This window comes from Lelliottia sp. AC1, from assembly GCF_023278595.1.
Classification (GTDB): Bacteria; Pseudomonadota; Gammaproteobacteria; order Enterobacterales; family Enterobacteriaceae; genus Enterobacter; species Enterobacter nimipressuralis.
Genome location: NZ_CP025699.1, coordinates 1,793,969 through 1,812,890 on the forward strand (window position 1 = coordinate 1,793,969; position 18,922 = coordinate 1,812,890).

Genomic DNA, 18,922 nt, shown 5'->3' on the forward strand with positions numbered 1-18,922 from the left:
CTTGCCAGAAAAAAGTAAGCCTGCTTACTTTACCCTCAAAGGCGAACGTAAACAGGCTTTTATCGACAAATCCCCCATTTTTGGGCAGCTGCCCGAGGCTAGCTCACTAACACCTTCACCAGCGGGCTACCGTCGCGAATAAACACCGGAATCGTCTCCAGCGCCGCGTCGACCGTCACGCGTTCGCCGCCGCGATATCGCTCGCCGTTTAAAGCGATCCAGTGATTTCCAGCGGGAAGCCAGACGTCACGCTGGCGCTGCCCGGCGTGCATCACAGGTGCAACCAGCAGATCTTCACCGAACAGATACTGATCTTCCGTCTCCCAGCTCTGTTTTTCCTGCGGATAGTGCCAGAACAGGGGGCGCATCAGCGGGTCGCCGTGCTGATGGGCATTCTCATACAGAGCATCAATGTACGGGCGCAGTTTTTCACGCACTGACAGCCAGTGCTGCATGATAGCGAAGTTCGCTTCGCCGTAGCTCCACAGCTCGTTGGGCGAGCCGCTGTTGCACTGAGGAATGCCGTCGCGATAGCGCTCTGGCGGCTGGATTTGCGGCTCACGATAGCCGTGCATGCGCAGTACCGGACAGAAGACCGCCCACTGGAACCAGCGAATCAGCAGCTCGTGGAATGCCGGATCGGTGACGTTTCCGCCCTGGAATCCACCGATGTCCGTGGTCCACCATGGAATGCCCGCCAGCCCCATATTCAGGCCGGCGGCCAGCTGGTTGCGAAACGCGTGGAAGGATGAATGCACATCGCCGGACCACGCCAGCACACCATAGCGCTGACTGCCCGCCCAGGAACACCGCACCAGATTGACGATATCGCGCTCGCCGTTAGCGGTTAAGCCGTCATAGAAGCCCTGCGCAAAATCGCGCGGATAGCGGTTGCCCACCTCCAGCACCGGGCCGGCGTGATAGCGGTAATTATCAAAATCGTAGGCGCGGTATTCTGGCTCGGCTTCATCCAGCCAGAACAGTTTGATGCCCAGATCGTAGTAGTTTTTCTTGACGGTCTCCCAGACAAACTCACGTGCCTGCGGATGGGTCGCGTCGAAAAAGGTGGTGTTGCCCATAAAGTCGAGATTCACCTGCACGCCGCGCTCGCTGCTGACCAGCCAGCCTTTGGCTTTCATCTGCGGGAACAGTGGGCTGCGCGCTTCAACGGTCGGCCAGACGGAGACCATCAGCTCGATGCCCATTTCAGTGAGTTCATCCACCATCGCTTTGGGATCGGGCCAGTCGACCGGGTCGAAACACCAGGTGCCCTGATTCGGCCAGTGGAAGAAATCAATCACCATCACAGCGAGCGGCAGGTTGCGACGGCGATATTCGCGCGCCACTTCCAGTACCTCCTGCTGGGTGCGGTAGCGCAATTTGCACTGCCACAGGCCGCTGATAAAGGCCGGGGCAGGCGGCGGAGTGCCGGTGGCGGTGACATACTGGCGGGTGATCTCCGCGATGCTGTCGCCTGCGGTGATCCAGTAGTCCATCTCCCCCGTGACGCGGGCGCGCCATTCGGTCTGGTTTTTGGCAAAGCTGACTTCCCCAATCGCCGGATTATTCCACAGCACGCCGTAGCCCAGATTCGACTGCATAAAAGGCACGCTGGCCTGAGAGTTGCGCTGGGCCAGTTCGAGGGTACAGCCTTTCAGATCCAGCCAGGGCTGCTGATACTGACCCATACCGTAAATACGCTCCTCAGGGCGCGATTCAAAGCGCACGGTGAGCTGATACTTGCCGCCCGCCAGCGGTTTGAATTCGCGACCGTCGAGTTTCAGGGCGCTGACATATTTATCCTGGCTCTTTTCGCTGGCTCCAATCCCCACCGTTGAGCGCTGACGCCACATCTCCTCCAGCAGCAGCTCACCGCGCTGGTTATAGAATGCCAGCTGGCCTTTCAGATTCAGGGTGGCGGTGATGTTGCCGTTGCGCAGCGTCAGGCTTTCGTTCTCCGCGGTGATCTCCGCGGTGCAAGGGGCCGCTGGCAGGAGTGCCTGTAACGCTTCGCTGAAGTCCGGCGAGCAGGTGGCCCTCACGCGCAGGCTGTTTTTACCCCACGGCTCGATGCGCAGGATCTGCCGCTCAAAGCGCCACTCGATACTGTTGGTATGTTGAATGAGTTCACTCATGGTTAATGCGTCCTTTTACGAAAGACTGTGTTTGGCAAGGTTGATGGATTGCATGGTGCGGTCGTCGAGCTTGTACCAGCGCAGGGTGGCAAATGCGCACAGGGAGAGAATGCCCGGCACCACGGTAAAGAGGGCGATGATGCAGTACATGGCGGTGGAGGTTTGCTCCGGCGCGTTAGCCACATAGCCGCTGAAGCCCAGCGTCCAGCCGACGATGGCACCGCTGATGGCCATTCCCAGTTTGAGCACAGCGAGGAAGGTCGAGAAGATCACGCCGTCCATGCGTTTGCCCTGTTTCCATTCGCCGTAATCGGCGACGTCAGCCATCATCACCCACATTAAGGTGGTGGTGGCCTGATATAGGGTGGAAATAATGAAGGTGAGCGGTACCAGTACGACGACCATTTTCGGCGCGAAGAACAGGGCAATACTCAGCACGCCCGCCAGCACCGCGCAGTAGCCAAACATCTGTACTTTGCTGTAGTTTCGCGTCAGGCGTTTTGCCAGCGCGCTGCCCGCCGCTTTACCGAGAATATGCGCGCCGAGCATCCACATAAAATAGCTGGCGCTGCCGAGATAATAGGTGACGAAATACATCATCGCCCCTAGACGAATAACCCCAAAACCAATATTGGTTAATACCAGAACGGCAACCACGCGCCACTGATCGTTGCGCAATAAATCGCGTAATTCAGCCAGATAATTATTGTGCGTCGCGGGGGCGTTAATACGCTCGCGAGTATTAGCAAAACAGATCCAGAACATAATGACCGCAATCGTCGCCATTATTGCCATCGCCCAGCGATAACCGAGTAATTTATCGTCGCCGCCGAGAAATTCAGCCAGGGGCATCATAAAGAAGGTGGATAACGCACCGCCGAGGGTGGCGAGGAAAAAGCGATACGATTGAAGGGAAATACGCGCTTCGTTGTCCGGGGTAATCACTGCGCCCATCGAGCAATAGGGGATATTAATGGCGGTATACATCAGCATCATCACCGTGTAGCTGATGGTGGCAAAAATCATTTTGCCGTGAAGATCCAGCGACTCCGGCACGGCGTAGGTGAGCAGACAGCTGGCACCAAACGGCAGGGCCAGCCACAGCATCCACGGGCGGAATTTACCCCAGCGGGTACGGGTGCGATCGGCAATATAGCCCATCGCCGGATCGATAATCGCATCTGCCGTTCTTGCCAGCAGAAACATGGTTCCCACAAAGGCGGCGGGCAGACCGACGACATCCGTATAATAAAAGGTCAGAAAGATAATAACGTTATCCAGCCCAATATGGCTCGCCATATCACCTAACCCATAACTGATTTTCTCTTTACGGGAAATTGTATTGCTCATGTTATTCACCTTGCCAGTGTAAGGTTTATTTGCGGGTGTTCTTGTATGCAGTGTTAAGCAGGCCGGGGGGGTTAACAATTACGAGATTTGGCAATGGACTTATGGAAATCCTTTTTCGTGATACCGGTAACAAATTATTGTGATATGGGTTGTATTTATCGCGAGGGGATTATTTTCACCAGAATCGTTTCAGCTTATTCGTATTCATCGGGCTGACCTGAATCTGTCATATCATTGTCATCTGTGGGGATTAAAAAGAGATGAACGTAGCAAAAGGGGAATCAACATGAACGATCACATGTTTGTTGAAACGCTGATTATCTCGTCGTCGTTTTTTACCATTGCGATAATACTGGTGGCCTCAGTGATGTTTCTGGAAAAAGGCGGCTGACAGAACTGCCAGCCGGGAAGCTCAGGCGCGGCGAAACGCCACCAGCTCAGGCTGGGCGATGCGCAGGTAGTCATGGGTATTCATAATGACCGATTTTTCCAGCAGACCGGCGTTAAAGGCAATCTCATCGTAACGCTCGAACAGCAGGGGATCGGCAACCAGCGTCAGGTCCGGATGAAAGCTGAACGGGGGAATTGCCCCGAAGGCGCAGGCGGTTAAAACGTCCACTTCCGCCGGGCTTGCAAGCGAAGCTTTGCTCCCGCCAAAATGGCTGGCTAATTGACTCAAATCGGCCTGCTGATCCGCCGCCAGAATCGCCAGCACATGTTTTTTCACCCCGTTACCCTTAACTTTACAGACCAGCGCTTTCGCCCCCTGGCCAAGCGCCGTGCCGCGAATCTCGCTCACCGCTTCGCATTTTCCTACCGCCGCATGTTCCACCACGCGATATTGCGCGCCCTGGTCAGATAACAGTGCGATCAGCTGCTGGTGGGTGGCGGAGCCTTTTATCTCGTCTGACATGATCGATATTTCCCTCGGGTTGTTAAGTCGTGCGACTACATTAGCACAGTGTATTTTAAGAGCATTAATTTCAAGAAACCGATAATGCCCACGCGTGGGCTATTTTTACGCCTGCGCGATATTTACCAGGGACATGACAGATACGGACATTTAACAGGCTATGCATGAGTGAGAGGGCGGATAGGACGCTTATCGCGGGAATAATGGTGTGCATTATGCCGAGAGGTAAAAATCTCGACTGTATCAATGTGAGCCAGTAAATAAAACAGCCAGCGTTTGGGCGCTGGCTGTGGGTTTATGCGTTACTGGTACTTTGCGTGTGGAACAGTTCGCGGAAGACCGGATAAATATCATCCTGATCGCGGATATGCTGCATGGCAAAGTTATCGAACATCGCCTGCAGGTGTTCATATTCCCGCCAGAGCGTTTGATGCGCGCGCCGGGTAATTTCGATGTAGCTGTAATACCGTACCACCGGCAAAATTTTCTTCGCCAGAATTTCGTGACAGAGCGGGGAGTCATCCGCCCAGTTATCGCCATCGGACGCCTGCGCGGCATAAATATTCCACTGCGCCGGGTCATAGCGCTCTTTCACCACTTCATCCATCAGCTTCAGGGCGCTGGAGACAATGGTCCCGCCGGTTTCCTGAGAGTAGAAGAACTCGTGCTCATCCACCTCTTTAGCCTGCGTGTGGTGGCGGATATAGACGACATCCACGTTCTTATAGGTTCTGCTCAGGAACAGGTAGAGCAGAATATAAAAGCGCTTCGCCATATCTTTGGTGGCTTGATCCATCGAGCCGGAGACGTCCATCAGGCAGAACATCACCGCCTGGCTGGAAGGTTCCGGACGTTTCTCGTAGTTCTTATAACGCAGGTCAAAGGTGTCAATAAACGGCACACGCTCGATTTTTGCCCGTAGTTCTGCTATCTCTTTGCGCAGCCGTTCTTCCTCCAGCAGTTGCGCAGGCTCGCTGTTTTCAACGGTCTTAAGGCTGACCTCCAGCTCGCGCAGTTCACGACGTTTACCCGCCGTCATCGCGGTGCGTCGGGCCAGCGAGTTTTGCAGGGAACGCACTACGCTAATATTTGCCGGAACGCCGTTGGCGGTATAACCGGCGCGGTGGGTTTTGTACTCGTTAAGCTGACGGTGCTGATTTTTTTTCAGGTTTGGCAGCGCCAAATCCTCGAACAGCAGATCGAGATACTCATCTTTGGAAATCTGGAAGACGAACTCATCCTGGCCTTCACCGTCCTGACTTGCTTGCCCCTGACCGCTTCCTGAACCGCCGCCGCCCTGCGGGCGTTCAATGCGATCGTTCTGCACAAAATGGTCGTTACCTGGGTGTACGCGATGGCGCAAGCCGCCCCGTCCCTGATGGAACATCGGTTCGCTAATATCATCCGTCGGGATAGAGACGGACTCGCCGCTATCCACATCGGTCACCGAACGTTTGTTGATGGCCTCGGAGATCGACTGTTTAATTTGCGCTTTATAACGGCGCAAGAAGCGCTGGCGGTTCACCGTGCTCTTGTTTTTGCCGTTAAGACGCCGGTCAATAAACCAGGTCATATGCCCCCCGTACTGCATTGCCAACTTTCGCACTCCCTGTTTGCCGGATGCGCTGCGCTTATTCGGCTAACGGAAGGTTGTCGTTGTCGGCCCGATGGCGAGAAGCCACCGGGCACTTTTGTTAAGACGATTTACGTACGCGCAAATACCATTCGCACAGCAGTCGAACCTGCTTGCGGGTATAGCCTTTCTCCATCATGCGGTCGACAAAATCGTCGTGCTTTTTCTGCTCGTCGGTTGAGGTTTTGGCATTAAACGAAATGACCGGCAACAGCTCTTCGGTATTCGAGAACATTTTCTTCTCAATAACCGTGCGCAGTTTTTCGTAGCTGGTCCAGTTCGGGTTACGTCCGCTGTTATGCGCTCTGGCGCGCAGCACGAAGTTCACGATCTCGTTACGGAAGTCTTTCGGATTACTGATCCCGGCCGGTTTCTCAATTTTTTCCAGTTCCGCGTTCAGGGATTCACGGTCAAACAGCTGGCCGGTATCCGGGTCGCGGTATTCCTGATCCTGGATCCAGAAGTCCGCATAGGTGACATAACGGTCGAAAATGTTCTGTCCGTATTCGGAATAGGATTCCAGGTAGGCGGTCTGGATCTCTTTGCCGATAAACTCGGCGTATTTCGGAATCAGATAGCCTTTGAGGAACTCAAGATACCGTTCCGCCAGATCCTGCGGGAACTGCTCGCGCTCAATCTGCTGCTCCAGAACGTAGAACAGATGTACCGGGTTGGCCGCCACTTCGGCGTGATCGAAGTTGAACACGCGGGAGAGGATTTTAAACGCGAACCGCGTGGACAAGCCGTTCATCCCTTCGTCGACACCGGCGTAATCGCGATACTCCTGATAGGACTTCGCTTTCGGATCGGTATCTTTCAGACTTTCGCCATCGTAGACGCGCATCTTCGAATAGATGCTGGAGTTTTCTGGCTCTTTCAGACGCGACAGAATCGAGAAGCGCGACAGCGTTTCCAGGGTTCCCGGCGCGCAAGGGGCATGCACCAGCTCACTGTTGTTAAGCAGTTTTTCGTAAATTTTGATCTCTTCGGAGATCCGCAGGCAATAAGGCACTTTGACGATGTACACACGGTCAAGGAACGCCTCGTTGTTTTTGTTATTACGGAAGGTGACCCACTCTGATTCGTTCGAGTGCGCCAGAATGATCCCGTTGAACGGCAGGGCGGAAATACCTTCCGTCCCGTTGTAGTTCCCTTCCTGGGTGGCGGTCAGCAGCGGATGCAGCACCTTAATTGGCGCTTTAAACATCTCCACGAACTCCATCACACCCTGGTTGGCACGGCACAGCGCGCCGGAATAGCCATAGGCATCCGGATCGTTTTGCGCGTGGTGTTCCAGTTTACGGATATCGACCTTACCGACCAGCGCGGAGATATCCTGGTTGTTCTCATCGCCCGGCTCGGTCTTGGCAATCGCAATCTGCTGCAAAATGGATGGCCAGACTTTTACCACGCGGAATTTGGTGATGTCGCCGCCAAACTCATGCAGGCGCTTCGCCGCCCACGGCGACATGATCGTGCCGAGATAGCGGTTCGGGATGCCAAACTCTTTGTCCAGAATTTGGGCATCTTCCTGAGGATTGAACAGGCAGAGCGGATGATCATTAACCGGGCTGCGTTCTCCGTTGGCGCTAAGAACATAGATCGGCACGCGCTGCATCAGTGATTTCAGGCGCTCTGCCAGGGACGATTTACCGCCACCGACCGGGCCTAATAAGTAAAGGATCTGTTTCTTCTCTTCCAGACCCTGAGCCGCGTGTTTCAGGTACGAAACAATCTGCTCGATGGCGTCTTCCATGCCATAAAATTCTTCAAAAGCGGGGTATCGTGCAACCACACGATTCGAAAAGAGACGGGAGAGCCGTGGTTCGAGGGCAGTGTCGACCATGTTTGGCTCACCGATAGCCATCAATAGCCGTTCTGCCGCATTGGCATAGGCACTGCGATCTTGCTTACAGACAGCAAGAAACTCCTGCAGTGTGAACTCTTCGTCCTTGGCAGCTTCATAGCGCTGGCGATAGTGATCGAATATATTCATGGCATGCCGTCCTTTCGTTTTTTAGCACAGGAAAAGAGCCGTTCGTATGAATAGTGGAGGCTCCTGGAAGCGTCTTCACCCCCGCACCTCAGTACCAGAGCAGCAACCCGTGTGCCAGGTCTTGTGCTCTCAACCGCCGGGCGTACAGCAATTCATCTTCCTAAAATTAAGCGTAGATGGCATTTGCAAAACTTGCATGCCTCCAGAATCTAATTTCAATGACATATCAATAACTCATCCAAAAAATCTGCGGCGAGATTCAGGATAAAACGTCGACTTTCACTGCCTCGTCACATAAATGAAAGCCTCCGGTCATCTTAAATGATGAAAATAATCGGTTAATTAAACTCATTAGCGGGCAAAAAATTTTGGGATGTGTGGGCAGGGCGGTTACACTTCACTCGCTGATTATTTGACTACAGGAAAGAATGGATTGTGACCAAACTCAAACTTCTGGCATTGGGCGTACTTGTCGCCACGTCCGTTAGCACCGCTCACGCGGCCGATCAGTGGTCCGTTGGCGCAGGCGTCGGCGTTATCAACAGCCCGTATAAACAGTACGATCGCGACGTTTATCCGGTGCCAGTGATCACTTATGAAGGCGATAACTTCTGGTTCCGCGGCCTGGGTGGTGGTTACTACCTGTGGAATGACAACACAGATAAGCTCTCCATCATGGCGTACTACAACCCGATGCACTTCAAACCGGGTGACAGTGACAGCCATGCGCTGCGTCAGCTCGATAAACGCAGAAGCACCGTAATGGCGGGGCTTTCCTATGTTCACAACACCCAGTATGGCTTCCTGCGCACTGCGCTTGCGGGCGATACGCTGGACAACAGCAACGGGTTTATCTGGGATCTGGCCTGGTTGTACCGCTACACCAACGGCGGCATCACGCTGACGCCGGGTATCGGTGTGGAGTACAGCAGCGAAAACTACAACGACTACTATTATGGGGTGTCCCATAAAGAGTCTAAACGTAGTGGCCTGAACAGCTATGACGCGGATGACGGCTGGAACCCGTACCTGGAACTGACCGCAAGCTACAAGTTTGCAAGCGACTGGAACCTGTACGCCTCTACCCGTTACACCCGTCTTAGCGATGAAGTGAAAGACAGCCCGATGGTTGATAAATCCTGGGCCGGTCTTTTCTCTGCGGGCGTGACCTACAGTTTCTGATTGTGCACTTTTACGGTGCATTCTGTGCATGACAACGGGGCGCTTGCGCCCCGTTTGCTTTATGGTGGTGCGGAGGAAAACAGGAGAGAAACATGTCAGATAAAACCGTGACTTTTGCTGACCGTTTTACCTTGCCGGCGATGGGGCAGGGAACCTGGTATATGGGTGAAAACGCCGGTCAGCGGCAAAACGAAGTGGCTGCACTGCGAGCGGGCATCGATATGGGGCTGACGCTCATCGATACCGCCGAAATGTATGCAGATGGCCGAGCCGAGGAGGTGGTGGGCGAGGCGATCAAAGGCCAGCGCGATCGCGTCTTTCTGGTCTCCAAGATCTATCCGTGGAATGCGGGCGGGAAAAAGGGGATAGCGGCCTGCGAGGCCAGCCTTCGTCGTCTCGGCACCGACTACATCGACCTTTACCTACTCCACTGGCGGGGAAACTACGGTCTGGACGAGACCGTTGAGCTGATGCAGACATTGCAACAGCAGGGCAAAATTGGCCGCTGGGGTGTGTCCAATTTCGACCATGACGATATGCAGGAGCTGTGGGGCGTCGACGGCGGTGCGGAGTGTGCCGCCAATCAGGTGCTTTATCATCTGGCCTCGCGTGGCATTGAATACGATCTGCTTCCCTGGTGTCAGCAGCAGTCGATGCCGGTGATGGCCTATTGCCCGCTGGCGCAAGCCGGACGGTTACGCTCTGGCTTGCTCAATCATCCCGCTGTGAATGACATCGCGCAACATCATCATGCCAGCGCCGCACAGGTGCTTCTGGCGTGGGTGATTAGCCACCAGGGTGTTATCGCCATTCCAAAAGCGGCGTCGATTGAACATGTGAAAGAGAATGCAGGCGCGTTGGCGTTAACGCTTTCGGCGGAAGAACTTGCGCGGCTGGATGCAGCGTTCCCGGCACCGGGGCGTAAAACAGCACTGGACGTGGTGTAACGAAATTTCCCCGCTCCGCGCAGAGAGGGGAAACAGGATTAGCGTTTAACGATTTTGATGGTCTGACCCAGGCGGGAAGGTTTATCCGCGCTGGTTTTCTGCGGTGCGGTGACGCACGCGGTTTCGACGCAGACAAAGGTTTTATACCCGTCGTCCGGTACGTCAGCCATGCTCACAGAGAGCGCCGGGCCTGGGTTCCAGCCCACCACATTGCTGTGATGGTGGTGAACCACTTCAATACCACGGTTGAGCGCCGCATCGTGTATCACGCTGCAGGCTTCCGGGTTCAGATAGACGCGGTCGGTACGATCCGGGAAGGTCTGCACGCCGTCGCTCAGTTTACCTTCTTTCGCGTTATCCACTTTATCGATAAAGCGATCGCCAAAGCCGCTCACTTTCACATCCGCAATGTCACCGACGTTGAAATAGGTGTGCAGTGCAGAGGTGGTTTCAAACTCACCGTGCGCTTCCAGCTCAATTTCACAGGTTTGACCCAGTTTGAAGCGGGCATACAGCGTGAAGTCATGCGGCCACAGCGCGCGAGTTTCGTCGTTGCTTTGCAGTTCGAAGGTCAGCACGGCGCCATTATCATCTTCGTTGTGCGCTTTCAGCGTCCACTGTTGGTTACGGGCAAAACCGTGCGCTGGCAGGCCTGCTTCAGCGGCAGGGCCAAACCACGGCCAGCAGATAGGAACCCCACCGCGAATCGCCGCCCCTTTTTTGAAAGAGGTCGCCGCGCTCAGCCACAGGCCTTCTTCTTCGCCTTCTGGTTTCCACGAGAGCAGGTGGGCGCCATTGAGGGCCACAGAGGCTTTCACGCGCGGGTGATCGACGACAATAATATCCGCGCCATCAATCTGGCGGCGGGAGAGTACAGGGGTAAGTTGTTCGACTACTGGAAGTGCAAAAATTTTGTGAATCATTACGCAATCCTCTGTCTTTAAGCATAAAAAAAGGCGACCGAGGTCGCCTTTTTGGATCAGTATCTCATCTCAACTTATTTGGAGATGTGAGCGATCAGGTCCAGTACTTTGTTAGAGTAGCCAGTTTCGTTGTCGTACCAGGAAACCAGTTTCACGAAGTTGTCGTTCAGTGCGATACCTGCTTTAGCATCGAACACAGAAGTGCACACTTCGCCGTTGAAGTCGGTAGAAACAACGTCGTCTTCGGTGTAACCCAGAACGCCTTTCATTGCGCCTTCAGAAGCAGCTTTGATAGCTTTCTTGATTTCTTCGTAAGACGCTGCTTTTTCCAGACGAACGGTCAGGTCAACAACGGATACGTTTGGAGTAGGAACGCGGAACGCCATACCAGTCAGTTTGCCATTCAGTTCTGGCAGTACTTTACCTACTGCTTTAGCAGCACCGGTAGAGGATGGGATGATGTTCTGAGCTGCGCCGCGACCGCCGCGCCAGTCTTTGTGAGACGGGCCATCAACGGTTTTCTGAGTTGCGGTGGTCGCGTGAACAGTGGTCATCAGACCTTCGATGATGCCGAAGTTGTCGTTGATAACTTTTGCCAGCGGAGCCAGGCAGTTGGTGGTGCAGGATGCGTTAGAAACGATGTCCTGGCCTTCGTATTTGTCAAAGTTAGCGCCTTTAACGAACATAGGCGTGTTGTCTTTGGAAGGACCAGTCAGAACAACTTTCTTCGCACCAGCGGTGATGTGTTTACGCGCAGTTTCGTCGGTCAGGAAGATACCCGTTGCTTCAGCAACAACATCAACACCGATTTCGTTCCACTTCAGGTTAGCTGGATCTTTTTCAGCAGTAACACGGATGGTTTTGCCGTTAACAACCAGGTGGCCGTCTTTCACTTCAACGGTGCCATTGAAACGACCGTGAGTTGAGTCGTACTTCAGCATGTACGCCATGTATTCAGCGTCCAACAGATCGTTGATACCAACGATTTCGATGTCAGAACGTTCCTGAGCAGCACGGAAAACAATACGGCCGATACGGCCAAAACCGTTGATACCTACTTTGATAGTCATATATTCCACCAGCTATTTGTTAGTGAATAAAAGGTTGCCTGTAAAATTACAAAAACCTTACGCAGCGTCAAGCGGAATCGTGTCAATCATTGCGACAAATCAATCCTGCGCATAACCTTTGTGCGACTGACAGCCTCACTTTCCCTTTGAGCTAGCAACCACATGGGGGCTGCGCCCGGGATTTTAAAGGGCTATCAGGATAAATATGTGAGCAAGATCACAATTGCCTGACTGCCGTACCGCAACGCATAAGTTTAGAACAAAAGTTCACACTTCAGTGTTAATGTTTTGTTAGAATTCGCGATGAAAGGTATCTGTTTCTACAGCGAGATCTGAGCATATGTCGAATCAACGTAACCCTGACGAACTCAAAAAAAATCTAACAGAAATGCAGTTCTACGTGACGCAGAACCACGGAACTGAACCCCCATTCACCGGGCGTTTGCTGCACAATAAGCGCGATGGCGTCTATCACTGTCTGGTGTGCGATGCACCGCTGTTTAATTCCCAGTCAAAATATGATTCTGGCTGCGGCTGGCCGAGCTTTTACGAGCCTGTCAGCGACGAGGCCATCCGCTATTTAACGGACTCTTCACACGGTATGCAGCGCACAGAAATCCGCTGCGGAAACTGCGATGCTCATCTCGGACACGTTTTCCCGGATGGACCACAGCCTACGGGTGAGCGTTTCTGTGTAAATTCGGCGTCGATGAGCTTCTCTGATGACGAAAATGGCGACCAGACCAAAGGTTGAAAAACCGATTCAGCAAATTATTCCATCACAGCGGATTTCTCATGAATATTGATGACATGATTAACAGTATGACGCCGGACGTGTATCAGCGTCTGGTGACAGCCGTAGAACTGGGGAAATGGCCAGATGGCGTGGCGCTGACGGCAGAGCAAAAAGAGAACAGCCTGCAATTGGTGATGCTGTGGCAGGCGCGCAATAACAGCGACGCACAGCACATGACCATCGACACGAAAGGCCAGATGGTGATGAAGAGTAAGCGCGAGCTGAAGGAAGATTTTGGCATCACGCCAAAACCGATTGCGACGATGAAAATGCAGTGACCACAGGCCGGGCAAGCGCTAACGCTGCCCGGCAATGGAGTTAGTGCTTAATCCCTAACGACGTTGCTAACTGCTTCGCCAGCTGGTTGTGGTCGTCCGCGCCATACTCCCAGAACATCGCGCCACCCAGACCTTTCTCTTTGATGTACTGCGCCTTCAGGTCGACCGAACGCGGGTTTTCGTACGACAGAGCGAACAGTTCCTTGCCCTCCGCCGATTTCACCGACAGCCACGGCACTTTCGCCTGATCGTCCCAGTGCTCGGTAAAGCGTTTTTGCGGATCGTTAATCAGCTTGCTGACAATATCGTTGTACTTCACGTAGGTATCTTTGGTGAGGTCATAGCCCAACGCCTTGAACAATCCGATCTCCTGCGCACCGAAGTACGGCTGTGTCACCGGGTTTTTCTCAGCATCTGTTTTTGTCCAGTCGATGCCTGGCTCCACGCTGCGTTTTGGCACGCGCCCGTAAAAACCAATCCCTAAATTCATCTGCTCAGGTTTCAGCCCGGCAGCGAGGTAGTTGTTGACCACAAAATCAGCGCTGTATTTGTCCGCTGCGGCCACAGTCGGCCACTTAGTGGAGTCATACAAATTCGAGTTAAAATACTGCGTGCCGTAGGCCATATCGTAGGTCATCAGATTGATGTAGTTCAGATACGGCGCGATCGCTTTGACGTCGACCCAGCTTTTTGGGCTTTCCGCATTCGCCCCCAGGGCGACAGTCACCAGCTTCTCTTTCGGCAGCGCTTCGCGGATCTCCTTCAGCAGGGCAGTGAAGTTGTCTTTATCGGCGGGCTGCTTATCTACCAGACCCCACGCACCGTTCACCGGGTACTCCCAGTCGAGATCGATGCCATCAAGTCCGTAGGTCGTGACGATCGCCTGCACGGAGCGAATAAACACGGCACGGCTCTCTTTACTATCCGCGGCGCCGGAGAATCCGCGCGCGCCCCAGCCGCCAACAGAGAGCAAGACTTTAAGCTGTGGGTTTTGCTTACGCAGTTCAGGGATTTTATGCAGATCGGCGGTTACCTTCGGCGAGAGCCAGATTTGGTGCAGCTTACTGGCGTCTTTCAGCGCGGCGTTGGTTTCACCCGCTTCGTTGTTATAGATAAGACCAAACGAGTAATTGAGGTGGGTAATCTGGCGAACATCCAGCTTATCGATGTCACCTCCCGGCCCGGCAGTCACATCGCCGCCACCGTTGAAGTAGCCGACGGACATCAGGTCAGCCGCAAAAAGGGCAGGAGCGCAGAGCAGGGGTAAGGCTGCCATCACAGGCAATAGATTCATAACGTATCCTCTTTGACTAAAAAAAAGTACGTCACATCAGGGATGTGACAAAAAATAGCCAAATGAGGATAGCAGTGCCGCTTCGTTGAATCTGCGAGAGAGGTTGAATTTTTGTTATACCGGAAACAAAAGGCTGTTAACGACAGGAAACGCAGCGCGTAACTGTCCGGAAGCGGAAATGGCGAGCCCAAAGCTAGAGTGAGGCTTGGGAAAAACGGTGAGGCGTCAAAAATTTGGCCGGGCAGCATTGTCATACCCGGCCAGGAATGCAGGATTACTTCTTATCAATCATCGCTTTCAGATTGGCAAACGGGTTGTATTTCGCTTCCCCGACGCTCTTCTGCGCATCTTCACCCGCGACGACGGTGGAACCGTACAGGTCGGCTTCCGTGTATTTGGAATGCTCATGATCGTGGCAGAACAGGCATAACATCTCCCAGTTGCTGCCGTCTTCCGGGTTATTGGAGTGATCGTGATCGATATGGTGAACCGTCAGCTCACGCAGGTTGGAATAGACAAATTCGCGGCTACAGCGACCGCATACCCACGGAAAAAGCTTCAGTGCCTTTTCACGGTAACCGACTTCAAGCCGGGCATAGTTTTTTGGGATAAAAGCCATAAGAGTGGCCCTCCTGAATAAGATAAAAAATGGGAACCGCGCTTACGCCTGCGTCTCTTGCCAGTCGGAGAGGGTGTACAGCGTCGCACCAGCAGTCGACATCTCCATAAACGCCAGCGCGCTATCCTGCGCCTGAATATTCACGCCGCGACAGCCATCGGTGATGACGCTGACGTTATACCCCAGTTTTAGCGCATCGAGGACGGTGAACTTCACACAGTAATCCGTCGCCAGCCCCATCACGATCAGCTCGCCGATCTCATGATGGCGCAGCCACTCATCGAGCGCGGTTTTCTGCCGATGACCGTTGTCGAAAAAGGCGCTGTAACTGTCGATATTCGGATTTTCGCCTTTATGAAACACCGCGTCGATGGCCGCTTGATTTAGCAGCGGATGCAATTCAGCCCCTTCGGTCTGCTGAATGCAGTGATCGGGCCAAAAGGTTTGCGCCAGACCGTCCAGCTCGCCCTGGGTAAACGGCTCGACATTGTGCTGGCTGGCAAAGCTGCCGTGATCCGCCGGATGCCAGTCCTGGCTTGCCACCACCGCCTCACCGCGCGCTTTACACCACGCAATCAGCGTATTGGCAACATCCACGGTGCTATCACCACCGGCTACCGCCAGCGCGCCACCGGCGCAAAAATCATTTTGCAGATCGACCAGCAGCAGGGCACGTTGCTTCATAACACTCTCCTTATTCGTCCGGCGTCAGTTCGCCGCGCAGGTTTTGCATCATCGCGGTACGCATCGACTGCACGTCCAGATCCTGACTGAGTAAGTAATGAAGTTTAGTCAGGGTGGCCTCGACCGTCATATCGAACCCGCTGATCACCCCGGCATGCGCCAGCGCGTTGCCCGTGGCATACCCCCCCATATTCACTTTGCCGGACATGCACTGGGTGAGGTTAACCACCAGAATGCCGCGATCGCTCGCTTCCTGCAGCTCTTTCAGGAACTCGCCGTTCTGCGGCGCATTGCCCACGCCGTAGGAGCGCAGGATCAGCGCTTTCACCGGCTGTCGCAGGAAGTTGCGCACCACGTCGGCAGAAATCCCCGGATAAATCGTCACCACGCCAATCGGCTGTGGGGTGATCGGGTGAACAATCAGCTCGCCCGCGGTGTGCGGTGCCGGTGGTGTGCCCAGACGACGAATATGAATACCCGCCTCCAGCAACGGCTGCAGGTTTGGCGACGCAAAGGCATCAAAACCGTCGGCATGTGCTTTGGTGGTACGGTTCCCGCGATAAAGTCGGTTGTTGAAGAACAGCGACACTTCATTGATCGGGTAATTGGCGGCGACATACAGGGAGTTGAGCAGATTGATCTGCCCGTCGGAGCGCAGCTCCGCCAGCGGGATCTGCGAGCCGGTCACGATCACCGGCTTGCCGAGGTTCTCCAGCATGAAGGAGAGCGCAGAGGCCGTAAACGCCATGGTGTCGGTGCCGTGCAGGATCACAAAGCCATCGTACTCGTCGTAATGGGCTTTGATATCTTCTGCGATATGCTGCCAGTCTTCCGGCGTCATATCTGAGGAGTCCATCAGCGGATCGTACTCGTGGATGGTGAAGTCTGGCATCTCCTGGCGGTGGAACTCGGGCATCAGCGCGAGCTGGCGCTGAAGATGACCGGAGACAGGAATATAGCCATTTTCAGAGCGCTGCATACCGATGGTCCCGCCGGTATACGCCACATAAATCGATTTCTTCTGCATGATAGTGTGTTCTTGTGCTTCAAAGAAAAATCCCCCCTTCGCGAGAAGAGGGGACAGGGTTTTTAGCGAACGTTAGCGCAGGTGAGGCAGAACGCGTAACGGTTTTGCGGATCGTTAAAGGCGGCGAGCTTATCGCTCTCGGCTTTTACAACGCTTGCAGCGCTCGTCACTGGTGCAGGCAGATAGGCCTGAATCGCAGCAGGCAGCATCGCGCGCACCGAGCCGGACATGCTGTTCATCACCATATCCACAAACGTCGGCTCATCCTGATAATACGCAATGTGCCACTGTTTCAGTTTTGCCAGTTCGGCGGCTTTCGCGACGGCGTCATCAAAGTCGCCCAGGCTGTCGACCAGCCCATTGTTCTTCGCATCCTGGCCGGTCCAGACATGGCCCTGCGCGATTTTATCCACCTGCTCCGGCGTGGATTTACGGGAATCCGCCACCAGCGTGATAAAGCGCTTATAACCGTTCTCAATGCTGAGCTGCATCATCTGCGACACTTCCGGTGGCAGGGATTTGGTCACGGCCACATCCGCGAGTGGTGACGTCGCAACGCCATCCGTATGCACACCCAGATAATCAAGGCTGTTTTCAACGGTATTAATGACGCCGAAGATACCGATAGAGCCGGTTAACGTACTCGGGTTCGCCACGATGTAGTTCGCTGGTGTGGAGATCCAGTAACCGCCGGATGCCGCCATACCGCCCATCGACACCACCACCGGTTTGCCTGCAGCACGCGCGGCGGCCAGTTCCGCACGGATCACTTCCGAAGCGCTGACGCTGCCGCCAGGGCTGTTGACGCGCAGGACAATGGCTTTCACTTTCGGGTCCAGACGCGCATCGCGGATCTGCGACGCGGTCGTGTCACCGCCCACGTTCCCCGGCGTCTCTTCACCGTCCATGATCGCACCGTTGGCAAAGACCACGGCCACGCTGTCACCCGTCTCGCTCGGTTTTTTCGGCGTGTAATCGTAGAGGCTGATGGCGCTGTAGTTCTTGTCTTCTTTGCTCCAGCCAAACTGTTTGGTCAGCGCTTTTTCGATCTCTGCGCTGGAGCCGAGGGTGTCGACCAGTTTGTTATCGAGCGCGTATTTCGCCGTATCGCCGCCGACCTTAGTCAGGCCATCCAGCATCGCCTGAGCACCCGGGAAGACCTGCTCAGGGGTAATCTGACGGTTCGCAGCGACGGTGGCGAGATAGTTCTGCCACAGCTCACCGATCCAGCGGCTGTCCGCTTCACGGGCGGCAGGGGACATATCATCGCGAATAAACGGCTCAACGGCCGATTTATAGGTCCCGACGCGGAACACGTGCGTGGTGACTTTCAGCTTATCCAGCAGCGATTTGTAGTACAGCCCGTTGGTGGCAAAACCGTGCAGATCGACGGTGCCCTGCGGGGAGAGCCAAATCTTGTTGGCAAAGCTCGCCAGATAATATTGCCCCTGGCTGTAGCTGTCGCCCACGGCAATCACCGGTTTACCGCTGTCGCGGAATTCACGCAGCGCTTTACCGATGTACTGCATCGACGGCTGGTCGCCCCCGGCGAAGTTTTTCAGGTCCAGCACGATGCCGGTAATATTGCGATCGTCTTTCGCCTGACGAATAGCGTCGACGATATCAAACAGGGAGTTTTCCTGCATACGATCGGAGGTGGAGCCAAGCAGCTGGCGGCCAATCACGCCCAGACGATTGCTGGTGGACGGCTTATCGACAATCACACCGGTGATGTCGAGCAGCAGGGCGCCGCGCTCGGAATGCTGCGCCTGGTTACTGCTGCTGATGTGCATCCACAGGCCCACACACACCAGAATCAGGAAGATGAAGAAGATATTCATCACCAGTTCGCGGACAAAATTGAGCAACCGCCACGTCCATTTAAAGAAACCGGCAAAAATTCGCCAAAGGGTTCGCATGTATTCTCCCAAACCAGATAATGACCGTTTCCGTCGCGACTGGACGGCAATGTGAGGTTATCGTAATGACCCAACCGTCACTTGTCAGCAGGAATCGCCCACTGCGCTGTAACAAATTCTGCTGTCGTGTTAATTTTGTGAGCAAATTTGAAGACA

17 protein-coding genes are annotated in these 18,922 nt (G+C 54.3%); 5 read left to right on the top strand and 12 right to left on the bottom strand.

Annotation, left to right across the window (positions count from 1 at the left end; translation table 11 throughout):
* Positions 1 to 98 precede the first annotated feature (98 nt).
* Both C0560_RS08375 and C0560_RS08380 read right to left on the bottom strand, forming a co-directional pair.
* The gene (locus tag C0560_RS08375) at positions 99 to 2,135 is read right to left on the bottom strand and encodes a TIM-barrel domain-containing protein (RefSeq protein WP_248859974.1); all 2,037 of its coding nucleotides are present in this window, start codon (positions 2,133 to 2,135) and stop codon (positions 99 to 101) included.
* A gap of 15 nt (positions 2,136 to 2,150) precedes the next feature.
* Positions 2,151 to 3,485, bottom strand: a complete 1,335-nt coding sequence (locus C0560_RS08380) for a glycoside-pentoside-hexuronide (GPH):cation symporter (RefSeq protein ID WP_107703850.1) — start codon at positions 3,483 to 3,485, stop codon at positions 2,151 to 2,153.
* A 286-nt stretch (positions 3,486 to 3,771) separates the two neighbouring features.
* Here C0560_RS08380 and yoaI point away from each other — a divergent pair, with 286 nt between their 5' ends.
* Entirely contained in the window at positions 3,772 to 3,876 is a 105-nt protein-coding gene (gene yoaI, locus C0560_RS08385; RefSeq protein ID WP_248859975.1) for a small membrane protein YoaI, read from the top strand.
* Positions 3,877 to 3,897: 21 nt separating this feature from the next.
* Here yoaI and C0560_RS08390 read toward each other — a convergent pair whose 3' ends face one another.
* The 3 genes from C0560_RS08390 to yeaG all read right to left on the bottom strand — a co-directional run bounded on the left by C0560_RS08390 (position 3,898) and on the right by yeaG (position 8,027).
* Positions 3,898 to 4,398 (bottom strand): YbaK/prolyl-tRNA synthetase associated domain-containing protein, encoded by a 501-nt coding sequence (locus tag C0560_RS08390; RefSeq protein ID WP_248859976.1) that lies wholly within the window; start codon positions 4,396 to 4,398, stop codon positions 3,898 to 3,900.
* A gap of 295 nt (positions 4,399 to 4,693) precedes the next feature.
* Positions 4,694 to 5,971 carry a YeaH/YhbH family protein gene (locus C0560_RS08395; RefSeq protein WP_248859977.1) on the bottom strand — a complete coding sequence of 426 codons (1,278 nt, stop codon included), beginning with the start codon at positions 5,969 to 5,971 and terminating at the stop codon, positions 4,694 to 4,696.
* Between the two features lie 121 nt (positions 5,972 to 6,092).
* Positions 6,093 to 8,027, bottom strand: a complete 1,935-nt coding sequence (yeaG, locus tag C0560_RS08400; RefSeq protein ID WP_100780530.1) for a protein kinase YeaG — start codon at positions 8,025 to 8,027, stop codon at positions 6,093 to 6,095.
* 435 nt (positions 8,028 to 8,462) lie between these two features.
* Here yeaG and C0560_RS08405 point away from each other — a divergent pair, with 435 nt between their 5' ends.
* Together C0560_RS08405 and C0560_RS08410 are read left to right on the top strand one after the other, a co-directional pair.
* The gene (locus tag C0560_RS08405) at positions 8,463 to 9,209 is read left to right on the top strand and encodes a MipA/OmpV family protein (protein ID WP_107703848.1); all 747 of its coding nucleotides are present in this window, start codon (positions 8,463 to 8,465) and stop codon (positions 9,207 to 9,209) included.
* A 92-nt stretch (positions 9,210 to 9,301) separates the two neighbouring features.
* Positions 9,302 to 10,156, top strand: coding sequence for an aldo/keto reductase (locus tag C0560_RS08410; RefSeq protein ID WP_248859978.1), 855 nt, complete (start codon positions 9,302 to 9,304; stop codon positions 10,154 to 10,156).
* A gap of 38 nt (positions 10,157 to 10,194) precedes the next feature.
* Here C0560_RS08410 and C0560_RS08415 read toward each other — a convergent pair whose 3' ends face one another.
* Both C0560_RS08415 and gapA read right to left on the bottom strand, forming a co-directional pair.
* Positions 10,195 to 11,079 (bottom strand): D-hexose-6-phosphate mutarotase, encoded by an 885-nt coding sequence (locus C0560_RS08415; protein WP_100780527.1) that lies wholly within the window; start codon positions 11,077 to 11,079, stop codon positions 10,195 to 10,197.
* A gap of 74 nt (positions 11,080 to 11,153) precedes the next feature.
* A complete protein-coding gene (gene gapA, locus C0560_RS08420; RefSeq protein WP_100780526.1) occupies positions 11,154 to 12,149 on the bottom strand; it encodes a glyceraldehyde-3-phosphate dehydrogenase in 996 nt (331 codons plus the stop codon).
* A 340-nt stretch (positions 12,150 to 12,489) separates the two neighbouring features.
* Here gapA and msrB point away from each other — a divergent pair, with 340 nt between their 5' ends.
* Positions 12,490 to 12,903, top strand: a complete 414-nt coding sequence (gene msrB, locus C0560_RS08425; protein WP_100780525.1) for a peptide-methionine (R)-S-oxide reductase MsrB — start codon at positions 12,490 to 12,492, stop codon at positions 12,901 to 12,903.
* A 41-nt stretch (positions 12,904 to 12,944) separates the two neighbouring features.
* Entirely contained in the window at positions 12,945 to 13,223 is a 279-nt protein-coding gene (locus tag C0560_RS08430; RefSeq protein WP_100780524.1) for a YeaC family protein, read from the top strand.
* Between the two features lie 40 nt (positions 13,224 to 13,263).
* Here C0560_RS08430 and C0560_RS08435 read toward each other — a convergent pair whose 3' ends face one another.
* The 5 genes from C0560_RS08435 to sppA form a co-directional block, all read right to left on the bottom strand.
* Complete coding sequence (locus C0560_RS08435) at positions 13,264 to 14,517, bottom strand: glycoside hydrolase family 18 protein (RefSeq protein WP_248859979.1); 1,254 nt, start codon at positions 14,515 to 14,517, stop codon at positions 13,264 to 13,266.
* A gap of 274 nt (positions 14,518 to 14,791) precedes the next feature.
* Entirely contained in the window at positions 14,792 to 15,136 is a 345-nt protein-coding gene (gene yajD, locus C0560_RS08440; protein ID WP_100780522.1) for an HNH nuclease YajD, read from the bottom strand.
* Between the two features lie 42 nt (positions 15,137 to 15,178).
* Complete coding sequence (gene pncA / locus C0560_RS08445; RefSeq protein ID WP_100780521.1) at positions 15,179 to 15,820, bottom strand: bifunctional nicotinamidase/pyrazinamidase; 642 nt, start codon at positions 15,818 to 15,820, stop codon at positions 15,179 to 15,181.
* Between the two features lie 10 nt (positions 15,821 to 15,830).
* Entirely contained in the window at positions 15,831 to 16,847 is a 1,017-nt protein-coding gene (ansA, locus tag C0560_RS08450) for an asparaginase (RefSeq protein WP_100780520.1), read from the bottom strand.
* 62 nt (positions 16,848 to 16,909) lie between these two features.
* The gene (gene sppA, locus C0560_RS08455; RefSeq protein WP_248859980.1) at positions 16,910 to 18,766 is read right to left on the bottom strand and encodes a signal peptide peptidase SppA; all 1,857 of its coding nucleotides are present in this window, start codon (positions 18,764 to 18,766) and stop codon (positions 16,910 to 16,912) included.
* Positions 18,767 to 18,922 lie beyond the last annotated feature (156 nt).

Bases quoted from the DNA above. Each gene is read 5' to 3' on its own strand.
- C0560_RS08375 (WP_248859974.1), bottom strand. From the start codon at position 2,135: ATGAGTGAACTCATTCAACATACCAACAGTATCGAGTGGCGCTTTGAG.
- C0560_RS08380 (WP_107703850.1), bottom strand. From the start codon at position 3,485: ATGAGCAATACAATTTCCCGTAAAGAGAAAATCAGTTATGGGTTAGGT.
- yoaI (WP_248859975.1), top strand. From the start codon at position 3,772: ATGAACGATCACATGTTTGTTGAAACGCTGATTATCTCGTCGTCGTTT.
- C0560_RS08390 (WP_248859976.1), bottom strand. From the start codon at position 4,398: ATGTCAGACGAGATAAAAGGCTCCGCCACCCACCAGCAGCTGATCGCA.
- C0560_RS08395 (WP_248859977.1), bottom strand. From the start codon at position 5,971: ATGACCTGGTTTATTGACCGGCGTCTTAACGGCAAAAACAAGAGCACG.
- yeaG (WP_100780530.1), bottom strand. From the start codon at position 8,027: ATGAATATATTCGATCACTATCGCCAGCGCTATGAAGCTGCCAAGGAC.
- C0560_RS08410 (WP_248859978.1), top strand. From the start codon at position 9,302: ATGTCAGATAAAACCGTGACTTTTGCTGACCGTTTTACCTTGCCGGCG.
- C0560_RS08415 (WP_100780527.1), bottom strand. From the start codon at position 11,079: ATGATTCACAAAATTTTTGCACTTCCAGTAGTCGAACAACTTACCCCT.
- gapA (WP_100780526.1), bottom strand. From the start codon at position 12,149: ATGACTATCAAAGTAGGTATCAACGGTTTTGGCCGTATCGGCCGTATT.
- msrB (WP_100780525.1), top strand. From the start codon at position 12,490: ATGTCGAATCAACGTAACCCTGACGAACTCAAAAAAAATCTAACAGAA.
- C0560_RS08430 (WP_100780524.1), top strand. From the start codon at position 12,945: ATGAATATTGATGACATGATTAACAGTATGACGCCGGACGTGTATCAG.
- C0560_RS08435 (WP_248859979.1), bottom strand. From the start codon at position 14,517: ATGAATCTATTGCCTGTGATGGCAGCCTTACCCCTGCTCTGCGCTCCT.
- yajD (WP_100780522.1), bottom strand. From the start codon at position 15,136: ATGGCTTTTATCCCAAAAAACTATGCCCGGCTTGAAGTCGGTTACCGT.
- pncA (WP_100780521.1), bottom strand. From the start codon at position 15,820: ATGAAGCAACGTGCCCTGCTGCTGGTCGATCTGCAAAATGATTTTTGC.
- ansA (WP_100780520.1), bottom strand. From the start codon at position 16,847: ATGCAGAAGAAATCGATTTATGTGGCGTATACCGGCGGGACCATCGGT.
- sppA (WP_248859980.1), bottom strand. From the start codon at position 18,766: ATGCGAACCCTTTGGCGAATTTTTGCCGGTTTCTTTAAATGGACGTGG.